Annotated in this window: 7 protein-coding genes and 1 tRNA gene; 4 read left to right on the plus strand and 4 right to left on the minus strand. The window is 43.7% G+C overall.

Features of this window, described 5'->3' with window-relative positions; translation table 11 throughout:
* The first annotated feature begins 107 nt into the window (after positions 1-107).
* Positions 108-1,250 (plus strand): FMN-dependent L-lactate dehydrogenase LldD, encoded by a 1,143-nt coding sequence (lldD, locus tag A3K91_RS06545; RefSeq protein WP_062844541.1) that lies wholly within the window; start codon positions 108-110, stop codon positions 1,248-1,250.
* Between the two features lie 146 nt (positions 1,251-1,396).
* Here the strand turns inward: lldD and A3K91_RS06550 are convergent, their stop codons facing one another.
* Positions 1,397-2,176, minus strand: coding sequence for a transglutaminase-like domain-containing protein (locus tag A3K91_RS06550; protein ID WP_062844542.1), 780 nt, complete (start codon positions 2,174-2,176; stop codon positions 1,397-1,399).
* A 549-nt stretch (positions 2,177-2,725) separates the two neighbouring features.
* Between A3K91_RS06550 and A3K91_RS06555 the strand changes: the two genes are divergently transcribed.
* Positions 2,726-3,115 carry a hypothetical protein gene (locus A3K91_RS06555; RefSeq protein ID WP_062844543.1) on the plus strand — a complete coding sequence of 130 codons (390 nt, stop codon included), beginning with the start codon at positions 2,726-2,728 and terminating at the stop codon, positions 3,113-3,115.
* 344 nt (positions 3,116-3,459) lie between these two features.
* Here A3K91_RS06555 and A3K91_RS06560 read toward each other — a convergent pair.
* From A3K91_RS06560 to A3K91_RS06570, 3 genes are all read right to left on the minus strand, one after another.
* Positions 3,460-3,535, minus strand: a tRNA-Arg gene (locus A3K91_RS06560).
* A 70-nt stretch (positions 3,536-3,605) separates the two neighbouring features.
* Positions 3,606-4,259: a hypothetical protein gene (locus A3K91_RS06565; RefSeq protein ID WP_228139930.1), complete on the minus strand. Its 654-nt coding sequence runs from the start codon at positions 4,257-4,259 to the stop codon at positions 3,606-3,608.
* A 228-nt stretch (positions 4,260-4,487) separates the two neighbouring features.
* Positions 4,488-5,003 (minus strand): hypothetical protein, encoded by a 516-nt coding sequence (locus A3K91_RS06570; RefSeq protein WP_062844545.1) that lies wholly within the window; start codon positions 5,001-5,003, stop codon positions 4,488-4,490.
* Between the two features lie 390 nt (positions 5,004-5,393).
* On the opposite strand from A3K91_RS06570, the gene A3K91_RS06575 reads away from it, so the two are divergent.
* Both A3K91_RS06575 and A3K91_RS06580 read left to right on the plus strand, forming a co-directional pair.
* Complete coding sequence (locus A3K91_RS06575) at positions 5,394-9,923, plus strand: exodeoxyribonuclease V subunit gamma (RefSeq protein WP_062844546.1); 4,530 nt, start codon at positions 5,394-5,396, stop codon at positions 9,921-9,923.
* Positions 9,924-10,012: 89 nt separating this feature from the next.
* Positions 10,013-14,485, plus strand: coding sequence for a UvrD-helicase domain-containing protein (locus tag A3K91_RS06580; protein ID WP_062844547.1), 4,473 nt, complete (start codon positions 10,013-10,015; stop codon positions 14,483-14,485).
* Positions 14,486-14,507 lie beyond the last annotated feature (22 nt).

Consider the following 14,507-nt stretch of genomic DNA (forward strand, 5'->3'; position numbering starts at 1 on the left):
TGCTTTAAAAATAAGTCAGTTGTATCCCTCGATTATTACTGAGTTATGCACAAGTAGATGTCCGAAAATATTACCTAATTATCTAACAGAATAAAAAGGGCAAACGTATGATTATTTCATCTGCAAATGACTACAGAGCCGCTGCCAAGCGCCGACTGCCTCCATTTTTGTTTCATTATATAGATGGCGGTGCTTATGATGAATATACCTTAAAACGTAATGTTGAAGATTTATCACAAATTGCCCTTAGGCAACGTGTACTCAATGATATGTCACAACTGAGCTTAGAGACGCAGTTGTTTAATGAAACCCTGTCTATGCCTGTCGCCCTGTCCCCCGTCGGTCTGACAGGCATGTATGCCCGCCGCGGAGAAGTACAGGCCGCTACGGCAGCCGATCAAAAAGGCATTCCGTTTACAATGTCGACGGTTTCGGTGTGTCCAATTGAAGAAGTGGCACCCAAGATCAACCGTCCGATGTGGTTTCAGCTTTATGTATTGAAGGATAGAGGCTTTATGAAAAATGCCTTGGAGCGTGCTAAGGCGGCAGGGTGTTCGACTCTGGTCTTTACGGTAGATATGCCAGTACCAGGCGCACGCTACCGCGATGCGCACTCTGGTATGAGTGGTAAAAATGCCGCTATGCGACGTTACTTACAGTCTGTGACGCATCCACAATGGGCGTGGGACGTAGGACTGAATGGCCGTCCGCATGATTTAGGTAATATTTCTACTTATTTAGGTAAGCCTACAGGGCTAGAGGACTATATAGGCTGGTTGGGTAATAATTTTGACCCTTCTATCTCTTGGAAAGATTTGGATTGGATTCGTGAATACTGGGATGGGCCTATGGTCATCAAAGGTATTTTGGACCCAGAAGATGCCAAAGACGCGGTGCGTTTTGGGGCAGATGGTATAGTCGTGTCTAATCATGGTGGACGACAGTTAGATGGTGTTTTATCAAGCGCGCGTGCTCTACCTCCTATTGCCGATGCGGTGAAAGGAGAGATTAAAATTTTAGCAGACTCTGGCATACGCAATGGCTTAGACATTGTGCGCATGTTAGCTTTAGGGGCTGATGTTTGTATGCTAGGGCGTGCATTTATATATGCTTTAGCTGCAGGTGGCGGTGCAGGGGTAAGCAATTTGCTAGAGCTGATGGATAAAGAGATGCGTGTCGCGATGACTTTAACTGGCGCCAAAACGATTGCTGATATTAATTCTGACTGTTTGGCAAAACTGAATCATTAAACTGAGTCTGTTGAAATTATAAGTATAAGTGATGATGAGCGATTATTTATAGAAAGCAGTGCAGGTCAGAATAAAAGTTCCGAATTGTATACGCACTTAAATAAAGGTCATAAAGTGATTTCATCTAACCGTTATATTAAACGAGGCTAAGCTTGTCTGGTCACGGATACCGATTGGTTGACCAATTCCATAGATCCGAACGCAGTTAAGAACGCGACGCTAGACGCGTCGGATCCAACACCAATGCGGGCCATCGTGTCAGCATCTGCCATGCCAGTGGGATCAATGAGGTGCCAGCTCCCCCCAATATAGACTTCGGCCACCGCATGAAAGTCCTGTGGCGTCACATCGGGCGCATAAACGCTCACGAACCTAGCTGGTATCGACGACGCGCGCGCTAGTGCTACAAGAACATGCGCGAAGTCGCGGCATACGCCCTGACGTTGAACAAAACTGTCAAGCGCGGTAGTTTGAGCGTGGCTCGATCCGGGCACATAGCTAAACGCTGACTCGATCCAATCGCGCATTGCGGTAATCCGTGCGCCGCCAGCAAGATCGCCAAACTCGGCGTCCACGAAGGCTTGGAACTGGTCTGACGGGCAATAGCGAGACGGCATCAAATGCTTGATTGTCTCTCCAGGCAAAAGATGGAGGGGCACTTGGGGCAGTGTCGATATATCCAAGGCAGGACGGTCAACGGCAATTTCTGCGATGTAAGTGCAGCTAAAATCCCCGTCGGCGCGGATCCAAGTCCGCTCTCCTATGCCATCATCGGCGACGACCCGTGAAAAATGCGAAACGTCTGATGTCCAAATCTCGGCCGAACGCACCCGTTGATCCGCAAGATCGGCAGCTTCGATTTGAAGCAAAAGGTCCATTGGGGCGGGGAGCCGATAATGGAGTTTGACGTTAAGTTTCAGGATCATGTTCGAGCTCCTTAAGGGTATTGATCTGGCGGGCTAACGAGCGCGTGGGAGTTTCTGATCGGTGCAAGGCGAATCCTAAGCCGCTCAGGTCTATCAAGTCAATGAACTGATCCGACTATATCAAAGACTGGTTCACCTGAGTCAGTCAGAAATGCCTGACAGGCTTAGATTATTATAATACCGCTTTTTAAATTCAAAGGGTGACAAGGGTCCCCATTTCAACATCTTTCACCCCATGCCACTGCTTTTTTAGGTAACTCAGTCACCGCATTTAGAAATGGAATATTTTACTTTGAACTCATGTTTTATGCTTTCAAGTAATCAGTATTATAAAAGAATACCCTAAGGGGTCCAGCTATTTTACTCTTCAAAAACGTTATTGTTAATAATTTATTAAAAGCTATTAAAAGTTAACAAAAACGTCTTAGTAGGTATATATATTAATATGAGAATTCGTTTAAAGTGACGGTTAGGTTGCAATATTTAACACCATAATCAATGTTTTATCTTAGCGCTACTATTTATCTTAACCTTATTAAGGATATTAAAATGAAGAAACTTACCTCTAACCATTCACTTCAAAGTAAATTATGGATTGCGTTATTGGTCAGCGCTGTGGGACTTAGTGCTTGCAGTAACGAAGTGGAAGAGAAGCCAGCTAGTACGAACACTACTGAAGCTGCATCTGTTGAAACAGGACCGACTGATACTGAAGTAGGTACAGACACTGCTATGGGTGAAACAACGAACGATATGGGCATGGCAGATAGCCCCATGGATCCAGCTGACACAACTACGACTGGTACAGAAGGCACTGGTACGATGACGGATAATACCGTAACCGATGAAATGACTGATGGCTCAGTAATCGGTGACTCAACAATGGTAGACGAAGAAAATACGAGTTTCAATCAAACACCACCAGAAAGTGCTCAATAGATTGTATATGTAATAGCTTTGATAATGCGCCGATAGAGAGTTTCTAGTGTATTCAGCCGTTTAAGCTGTCTATAATTATTTTTAGGAGTCAGAGAAGGCTTATAAGTTTTCTCTGACTCCTTTGGCCTGTTTGGTCTGTGTATTAATGAGAGGTTTGCTAACTTTTGGTATTTTTGCGGTATCCTAATTTAGGTTTCGATCAATACCGTAAGGAATACCGTAAAAAGTATCGTTTGTAACCAGTGGATATTGTAAGCTAACATAGCTTTTCGGTAAATAAAAAATAAAAAACCCTTGTAGCACTTGGCTTACAAGGGTTTATCGATACATACCTTTATATTTGATGGTGCGCCCACAGGGACTTGAACCCCGATCGGTCGCTTAGGAGGCAACTGCTCTATCCTGTTAAGCTATAGGCGCACTGAGGAGTGACATTGTAGGAAAAAGTTGTTACAAAAGCAATCCGCAAAGTCCAAATAGAGACAATTTATTATGACTCGCTATTGCTGAGAGCATCCGAGACGTCTACTGAAGTATCATTTGATGGTTTTTCTGATGAGGTGGTTGGACTAAATAAATCATTGACACTGTTTTTATAACCTTCAATATTATTGTAATCATGTTTTTTTAATATATCTTGCCCCACGCTAGAAAGTAAAAAATTGCGAAAATTAATCGCGGCAGTGTTATCCGTCAAAATAACGCCTTCAAGCATCTGATCGTCTTTGAGCGCATAGCTATAAGAATTCAGTATGCGAGTATCTGTATGAGTGGTCTGAGCTGTTTCCGTTTCCGCACTATCTTCATTAATTGAGTCTTTATTATCTTCAGCAGTTTGACTGGTATCGGCTTCATTTTGATTGATTTTATCTTGAGCCGCTTTTAGCTCTGCTTGTAAGGGTGCAAGTCGTTTTTTTGGTAGGCTGCTGTTTGAAATAATCATGTCTGTACTGACAATGAAATCTGAGTTTTCTTCATTGTTAGAAGAGTTATCAGGTAGTGTAAGCAGAGTACGAGAGGGTACATAGCTTGTCTCAACCTTTATGCTTGGATAACGAGATTCAAAACGGACAATAACCTCGTCTAGAGCCACCTGTAAGCTTTTTTCTGCTTGTATATGTAACGTACTATCGGAAGTAGGCATTTCGCTATCGTTTCCAGCTATCACTTTAGGTTCGTTTTCACCAGCCATGATAGGTAATGGGTTGGTGTTTTTGCGGTTATTAACCCATAACCAAGTAAAGAGAACAGTACAGATTATCAACAGTAAAATTAGTCCAGCTATCAGTAGCTTGTAGTCTTTCATATATGACCGATCTTCTGTTTGTGAGTGATTCAAAGGTTACGTGAGACACGTAATCTATTGTTTGGTTTAAAGTGGTTGGTGCAGCACTTCCTCTGTCAACTCTGCCAACATCTCTGCAAAAACGTCTTTCTTTAGAGAAAGAGCTGTACCTTTATTAACGCTGTTACGATCCGTATTATGGCTCTCAGCGGGATAATAGTTTGAAGCGGAAGTAGGATGGTTGTCAATCGCTTTTGTAGAGGCTTGATGGCCTGCTAGCGGCGACTGTCCCTTCATAAGTTTATCTTTAAGCCATTTAAAACCATGGGTCTCCCACCATGCCTCAAAGCGTGGTAACGTGCTGCCATGCACTGCTACAGGCAAATTCAACGTTCGCAGTTTCTGTGATAATACGGGGTCATTAATGGTTTGATGAGTACTGAGGTAAAGCCCACTGCTATCATCAGTATAAAGTCGCTTATTTTGCCATGATCTGTCATCAATTTTCATACGTGGTAGTTGCCATAACTCACCACGATAATACACCACGTATACGCGTTGTTTTGGATGTACAAAAATAGCATCGATTGGGCGTAAGAGCATAATATTAATTCATTCCGTGAATAATAAAGGTTAAGTTTATGTAATGCATGGAAATCAATTTAAAAGATATCAGTTTACTCTCTTTTTTAGTAACCACGAATGGCATAATAAGACGACACTCGCTGTCGCAAGTTATTATAATACTGACATCTACACTAGTAAACGATAACCATCAATGGCACACTGAGGCTGCCATTATTTTGTATTCGTAAATATCATGCTAGCAGAAATGCAGTACGGTAACGACTACCAAACATGTATTGATGAGTACCGTTTGTTGCTTGATTTTTAATCCCCTCAAGGCCTTTGGTCTTAGATTTTTTTGTCTTTTTTGCTTTAATTTGTGTTCGTCGGTCTTATTATTCTACTACTCCAATCAGATTATCCGCTATGTTTACCATCATTCAGTCGCACCGTACCGAAAAACTCGTTGATCAATTGCTTGTACAATATCAGTCAAAGAACCAATCTGTGTTCGAGCCTTTTATTGTCATTGTACCCTCAATGGTATTGGGTGACTGGTTGGATAAGACGATTGCCAGTCGTGCTGGCATCAGTACGTTGGTGCGTACCAAGTTTTGGGGTCAGTATCAGTGGACGCTGATGCAGGACGTGCTAACGCGTCACAATGCCTATTTGTTAGAAAATAATCCTGAGGCGGTCGTTTTAAATGTGCCTGAAGTGGCTGTATTATCGCCGACAGTCATGCAGTGGCGACTGTTTGGATATCTCACCTACTATCAAGCGTCGATTGTCAAAAGTGAGACACATCCCGTTCACCCCTTACTGGCGTCTTTGATTGATGAGCCACAAGAAAGCGTGAAGCAAGACGCTGTACAACAAGACAAAGCACAACAAGATGCGCGTATTTGGCAGCTGGCAAGTGATTTGGCTAGAGTATTTAACCGCTACTTAACCCATCGTGAGGATTGGCTGGCATTATGGTCACACAATAAGCCACTCAACGTAGATGCACTGATAGCAGATAAAGACGCGTTGTCATTGCGCTTTGATAAGTATGCACGCGGTACGCCTGAATGGTTGGTGGAACATTATGTAGAGCTGGAAGTTGCGCAACGATTCTTATGGTCGCAGTTGTTTGCCGATGTTCATCAGCACCGTGTGACCATTGAGGACAACTTTTGGTCAGCTTTGAAGCACAATCAGGCAAATGAGCGGGGTCAATTGCCCAAGGTATTGCGTATCTTTACCATTCAGCAATTGCCTCAGACTGAGCTTGATTTTTTGCAGCGCTTATCGCAATACATGGACATCACATTACTGCACTATAATCCCTCAAAGCTGTTTTGGGCAGATATTGTCGATAAGTCATGGCTACAGCGTCAACAGATCATCAATCCTGAAAGCGTGTTTTTGCGTGATTATGGTCACAGTTTGCTGTCGCGTTTGGGAAAACAATCTCGCGATACTTTTGCTATGCTTGCCAACCTATCAGGTAATGAGCAGTACCAAGAGGCGCTTGTAGAGTGGCAAGACAATTTTGATGACGGGTTTAGTGATGAGACTGGTCAAGGTGTTGATGATAATACCTATCAGCGGGCGCAAAATAGCCCAAGCTTATTGCGACGTTTGCAAAACGATGTGTTGATGCTGGATGAGCAATCGACACAACAAGCAACAGCGGCAAAAGTTTCAGAAGCGGTCAGTCAACAAATCGAGTTAGGTTTTGAGCAAGAAGCGTCAGATACGCCTTGGTACGACGATGAAGTGCTAGAAAATAAGCGCTTTGAAAAAGAGCGTTTTTGGGCGATATCGTCACAAGATAATAGCCTAAGCATTCATTCGTGTCATAATTTACAGCGTCAACTTGAAGTACTGCGTATCATGATTGGGCGCTGGCTCAATGAACCTGTTAAACCTAATCAGAAAAAACGCCATATATCAGATATTGTGGTTTTGTTACCTGATGTTGAGCGTCATCATGCACTCATTGGTTCTATTTTTGTCAATGGTAAAGGCCAAGATGGTTTGACCCTGCCTGCAAAAGTAACAGGGGTGGTCGATACTGATATTCGTCAGCTATGGGAAGCCATCATTGGGTTTTACAAATTATTAGGCAGTCATAGCGCCCGTTTTGAAGCAGCCGAGGTCTTAGACTGGCTAATGTTGCCTCCTTTATTTGAAAGCTTTGGCCTGACTCATGAACAAATGAGCCGTGGTTGCGATTTGTTGGTAGAGGCGGGCTTTATCCGCGGGTTTGATGAGCGACATCTCAAGCAAACCTTAGACGTTAATGACTACGATTATCGCTTTAGTTTTGCCCAAGCGTTAGACAGATTGGCCTTAGGATTAGTGATGCCAGAGGCCAGTTTGAGTGATTGTTTGTATCCTTTGCATGAGGATGACTGGGCAAGCACTGCAATGCCTGAGATGAGTTTGCCATTACCACAGGTGAGCCTAGATGATGCGATGATTGTTGAAGCGCTCAGCCGTATTTATGTAGGTTTGGTTGAACGACGTGATGATCATACCCAAAGAATGAAAGCGGAAGATTGGCTGGATCAGATCGAGACGCAAGTGATCCATCGTTACTTTGGCGATGTCGATCAAACTCGTACAATGCGCGCCATATACAATGCCATGAACGGCTTTAAATCAAGTTTGCGCGCCAACCGTCATTATAGACAGTACTCTAGCGGTGATAGCGCCAACAAAGAAGTTGAACACAGGCTGGCAGGCGTTGAGCAGTTACCATTAAAACTGAGCTTTATGCTAGATAGTATCGAAGACGAGCTAGAAAGTCAGCAAGTCAGTGCCGAGCCAACGGGTGTGATTACTTTTGGTCGATTTGGTGCCCTGAGAAACGTGCCTTTTGAATTGGTGGTGATGCTTAACATGGATCTCTCTGAGTTTCCGGCGCGTGACCGTGATAACCGATATGATTTGATCAAAGCCACCAATGCCCGTCGCGGTGATAGAGTCAGCGAAGATGATGACAATGGCGCATTTTTGGATGCGTTGCTGTGCGCGCGTAGCGCATGCTGGATATTCTACAATGGTCAAAGCCTGACGGATACGCATGAGCACTTGCCAGCCAATCCCGTCAGTGAGTTGCTACAATTCTTACAAGGTGAGGTACAGTGGCAGGTAAACTCGCTTGAAACCTTGCCTGAAAATATTGATCCGAATACTGAGAGTCTTAAACGTTATTTACCCAAGCTAATTAAACAATGGCTGGTAACTGAGCATCCAGCACTGCCTTTTCATCGCAGTCTGTTTGAGACAGACGTGGAAAATGATCTCTTTGAGCACGAAAAACAGACCAAGGTATCCGTTAATGATAGTCAGTCCACTGTTGATGCTCAGAGTAATAACGCCGTCACAGTATCTGATGAGCTAGATGCTTTATTAAATAAAGCCATGCGTAAAACCAAATTGGCACAGAAAAAACAATTTCCTCCCGCGCCATTATGGCAAGCTGTTTTTGATACCTTAAGCGGTAGAACCACTAGCAAGCATGCGCCACTGGTTGGCTTACCCAATAACGCACAATACGAAGCAATCGCTACGATGCTTGGTCAAGGCGTTGGTCAATTGGGAAAACTAGATGATCACATCTTGTCTGCATTGGCTGATATGTTGGCGCTAGATGGTGCTCCTAATATCAATGACGCGACCAAAGCGCCTGACTTAACGATGTTTGATAGTATATTTAACATTGGTGAGATAGACATTGAAGGAGGATTGGTCTATCAAGTACGTCACCCTGCCAAAGCATTTTTACGCACTCAAAAGGTCCATGTGGTGCAAGGTGAAGCAGCGATGGCGCACCAAGAGCCGTTATTTTTGGATAACCTGACGACTTATCAGATCAAAGAGCATTTGATTCAGTCATTGGTTGCCGATGCAACCGCCTCAAGTGATGGCAATGCAGTTATTGAAAATGCCAACGCCACTATGATGTATCAAAAAATGATACCAGCAGGGGTGGCTCGCCAAACCACCATACCCAACCAAAAGCAAAAGCTACAACAGCAATGTATGGAGTTCAAAGAGCAATTGATTGCTAATGGTTTCGATGATATCGACATGGATAGTAGCTATAGTGAGGTATCAGATAGCAATGGTTTGCAACTGCTTACCCCAACGATAGAAAAACCTATTGAAATCAGAGATGTGGCAATGGTTTTAAATGCCAGCAATCATCAATCAGACAGCGGCTCAGACCGTCAGGTAAAAACAGAAGCATGGCGTAAATTACTGCCTGCCTCTATTAAAATAAAAGGCTCAGTACCGATATTAGTGCCAATATCAGCACCGTTATCAGTGTCGCCAGATATCCGTAATATAAACGCTCATCAGCAATCAAGCCTGTCTTATGCTGAGCAATCACCCAAGCAATGGTTAAATATCTTACCTAACTCTGCGAGTCCCAGACACTTACTCAAGTTTTGGTTGTCACATTTGTATTGGCAAGTTGCCAGACGCACCACCGCTCAGCAGGTGGTATTAAATGATGGCGTCAGCATTTGGCGTTTTAATAAAGCCAGCTCGCAAGTGGATGCTTATAAAAACTCGATGACATTTAAACTAAGCCCTATTGTGTATGAAGATGCTGTCATTGAGCTGATTAAGTGGGCGATTTTTGGCAATCTATCAGGTCAAGTACCGATGACGTTGCTGCCGGAGTATGCACTCAGTTACCTTGGTAAATGCGCAAAAGCTGAAGAAAGCGAGAGTACAACTGAACGCTATTGGCCAAAACGATCAGATTTTTCCGACTGGTTAAGACCCAGTTATTATTCAGACGCGGTATACGATACTTGCGCGCAACATGCCATTTGGCAATACATATTGCGTGATCAAGATGCTTTTAGAGCGCTATCAAGGGCGTTGACCACCTTGGCGCAACCACTGTATGAGCCGATGTTTACGGCACTAAGCGGGCTAGATAATTAGTAGGATGGCTAACGCCTAGTTTCTTTCACTTAGTTCTTTGACCTCATAGATTTTGACCTTGTAGATAATAATGAAAAGTATCCGCCTATATGACAGACTTTAGTGACACAACTGATATCTCTACGCAACCGCATTTATTTGATGAGTATTCAAGTGAATGTGATGATTTGACTGCGATGGCTGAGCCTAAAGCAGATGTGACACCAGCAGTGGCCGTTGAATTAACGGGTAAGCATCTTATCGAAGCCTCAGCAGGGACTGGCAAGACGTGGACGCTAACTGGTATTGTGCTGCGTCTCCTGATTGAAGCACGGCGCGCGCCAGAGCAAATCATTGCCACGACTTTTACGCGAGCGGCTGCAGCAGAGATGCGTCAGCGTATCCACGACCGTTTGGTAGATTTTTATCAGCTACTACAATGGGTTAATAATCTAAGTGCTGACACCAAGAACAGAACTATGTTATATCCCGATGTATTGCAGATAATGCCTGACAGTAATGAGGATAAACCAGCAGGTAATGATTTAAGTATCGATTCAAACACTCAGACAGATATTGATGCATTCAATCAAGATATTGAGCAAGACCAGCAAGTTGTAACTGAAAAGCGTATCCAAGCAAAAGAAACGCGTGACAATTGGTTGATAGAGCAAGCCGAATATGTACGCTTAGATAACATCATGCAAGATCCTATTAATTTACATTTAGTGAGTTATTTATTAGATCATGTGTATAGCTACCCGATGGCAGAAGCGCTGCGACGTACCGCACTGGTATTAACCACATTGGACAAGCTCTTCGTCGGTACGCTAGATAGCTTGGCGCAAAAATGGTTGACCGAATACAGTAGCGAAACTGGTCATCAGCAAGGCATGTCTATTATCGAAGACAGTAGCATTGAGCAAGTGACCGACAGCATCATTCATGATGAGCTGCGCCAATTTCAAAGCCGCTTGTATCATGAGCAGCCTAAGCTGTATGCGCTGATGGATCAGCAGGGAAAGCTGACTGCAGTGAGCGATCATAAAAAGTATGTTTCTCGTTCGCTTAACTTTATTTCTGCACCGATTGATGAGATAAAACTTGAACAAGGTTTTGACTTTAATGCATATGAACAGCTCATTGCTGAGTTTGCACAGTTAGATTTGGCCGATATTCAGCCTTATTTGAATCCTGATTATAGAAAGTCGCAAGGATTTCGTGGTGGTTCTAATTTAACCAAGCAGTTTGATGCCCTCATTGATGTACATCAGAAAATAGCAAAATATCAGTTAGCATTTAACAGTTATTTAAATGAGAGCGAACGTAAGATTTTGACCTCATTACAGGATGCCAGATATCCAGATGAAGACGGTAAAATTAAGAACTTCAATAAAAATAAAGAGAAAGAACATCAGACGCTTTTTGAGTTAGAAACCATCAGCAGGTTAATGGCTCTTTTAGACATGGTTGAAGGATTGAATCAGCATATTGTCCTGATACTAGCCAATCTCAACCGTCACATTGTACTTGCCGTGCGTGATAGGCTGCCAGTGATTTTAGAAGAGCGCGGCGAGACGACCTTTAGCCTGCAAATGGTGCGTTTAAACCAAGCATTGACAGGGCGACAAGGCAACAAGCTGGCGCGTTATATTCGTCATCATTATCCAGTGGCACTGATCGATGAATCGCAAGACATCAATGGTGAACAAGCCATTATGATTGAAAGCATTTATTTGCCAAAAAACAAGCGAACACAAGAGGGAAAAGACAAACTATCAGGCTCTAATAAAACCAATCGCGAGTTTTTGCTATTGGTGGGTGATCCAAAGCAAGCCATTTATGGGTTTCGTGGTGGCGATGTGGCCAACTATAACTACATGAAAGCCCAGTTTGATACCAGCAGTCGTTGGACGCTTGATACCAATCGCCGCTCAAATTCAGGTGTGATTCATGCACTGAACTGCTGGTTTGGTATGCCAATCGTAACAACTGATAATAATAAGTTATCGCAGCTGGGCAGCGACATTTATTACCAGCATATGAAAGCATCACGACCTGAAAGTCAGCTGTCTTGGTTTAGTAACCAAGACAGGATAAATAGCGACTTGGTGACTGAGGTGCTCTCTGCTCAGCCAGTGAGCGTATTGCATTTGCCTAGTGATAAAGACGTAGAGCTTGAGTATGATGAGCATGAAATCACCGCGCGTCATATTGCCACTTTGCTCAGCAGTAATCAGACACTAAAAGGCAAGGCCATCCAGCCTAGTGATATTGGTGTGCTGGCACGTGCCAAAAAAGACTTAAAGCGGGTTGAAGACGAATTGGTGAAACTGGGTGTACCGACTTTGACCACCAGTGATGTCAGTATTTTTGAGACCATCATGGCAGAAGACGTGGCAGCACTGCTCAGCGCCATGCTATATCCGTACCGCCATGACATGATCAATCGGGTCTTGACCAGTCATCTCTATGGTCTTAGCATCAAAGACGTCAAAGCTATGATGACGGATCATGAGTCAGGTATGGTCGAGGCCAGCAGTACAACACATACTCACTCAAAAGATGCGTCAACGACTGATCACAAAAAAAGCTATCAAGACTTTATTACCTATTTAAAAGAAGGGACACAGCGTTGGCAGCATTTTGGCATATTGTCGGCGCTACATTACTTATTGGATAAAAGCCCCGTGCAGCCACAAGGCGTTTGGCAATCTCTGGCTGCTCACGCCGAAGGAGATCGGCATATCATGGATCTGCGCCATTTAATGGATGTGTTGGCGCAGTATGGCACAGGTATGGGCGAGCACGAACTGCTGGCTTGGTTCAGACAGCACATAGATGCAGCGCCCAATAGCGATTGGGCCAAGCAGTACCCGCTACCGACAGAGTCTGGTGTGCAGCTTATGACCATTCACAAATCAAAGGGACTTGAGTTCCCGATTGTCTATGTACTGGGTATGGGTGATGCCAGTAGAAAGTCAGGTAATAATGAGAAGTCTGGTCTTTATTTATACAATGCCGCACAAGCTCCTTCCGCATTAGTGCAGCAATCACTACAAAATCAATTGATAGGCAATCAGCGCCGCTTCTCACCACTGCAAAGCTCTGCCACCACCGATGGTTACTATACCGATCTTGAAACGCAAGAGGATTTCGATGAGCTACGCCGTCTTGGTTATGTAGCATTTACTCGCGCCAGTGAGCAACTCTATATAGTGCTGCAAGAACCGAAAAAAAATGTAAACGCTCACTTAAAACCCGTGCTTTATTGGTTTGATACGCCAGAAGCGAACTTTGAATTGCCTGATCGGTTAAAAGGTACAATAGGCATGATCAGAGGGCATAAGGTCAATGAGTTCCATAATGACAGCTTTGCGAAACATGCCAACCCAGCAGGCTTGGATGATGCAACCCAGCTTACTACAATTAAACCCATGACAGAGTCTATTGAGTACGATTCTTTTTCAGAGGTCATGAAAACCAACTACTTTTATGGCTGGGCCAAGACCAGTTTTACCGCGCTCGCCCGTCAGTTGGATGAATCCACCCAAGCGATGGCGATAGTGGATGAGCGTATTGATGATGCAATAGATATTGACATGAGAAACGCATCCGCTCCAGCTGAGCCATTATCCAATAGCAGTGAGCCTGTTACAGAAGCCAATGAATCAAAGCTTAAGATGGAAGATGATATCCGCTTTACCTTTGTTAAAGGGGCGAATGCAGGTACGTTTTTGCATGAGATATTTGAAAAAATTGATTTTACCAATAAATCGCAGTGGTCTGGGGTGATTGATAGAGCGGTAAGTAGCTATCAGTTGCCGCTGGTCTATAGCAGTGCCGAGCAGCAAAGCCGTCGATTACAAGGGCAAGAGGGCAAAGCAGCTGGCCTCATTGAACCTGATTCGATAGATACGACGAAGCATGACGCATTGATCAGTTGGATTGAAGAAGTAATACATGCGCCGTTATTGGCATCCAACCAACCTTTACGTTCTCTTAGCGTCAGTCAGCGATTTGCTGAATTAGAGTTCAATATGGGTTTGTCAGAACGTTTTAAGGCACAGGATATGAATAAGCTGTTTCAGCAGCATCTGCCTAATGACACAGACAAACACGTTAGCCTTGTTGCGCAAAACACAACGCATTTGTATCGTTATTTACGCGGCGAAATTGACTTGGTATATGAGCATGCTGGCAGGTATTATGTGGTCGATTATAAAAGTAATTTTTTAGGAAATAGCCTAAGTGATTATGACAAAAATACGCTCAAGCACGCCATGTCCAAAGCAGGGTACTGGCTACAAGCAGCCATTTATCAAGTAGCATTGCATCGGTTTCTTTCCATAAGAATTCAGGACTATGCAGGTAATGAAGAGAAATATCTAGGCCCTGTAGAGTATGTATTTTTACGAGGCGTATATGGTTCACATACCGATGCAATCGATAATGTATCACCCAATACGAGCGAACCTGCTGGCAGCGTACCACCTAATGAGCGCTATGGATTGGTAACTTGGGATATTCCAATTGATTTTATTAAAGGGTTAAACGCGTTATTTGGTACGCCTGACTCGTAAGTACTAAATACATATCAGCTAT

Origin of the sequence: Psychrobacter alimentarius (assembly GCF_001606025.1) — a bacterium.
Classification (GTDB): domain Bacteria; phylum Pseudomonadota; class Gammaproteobacteria; order Pseudomonadales; family Moraxellaceae; genus Psychrobacter; species Psychrobacter alimentarius.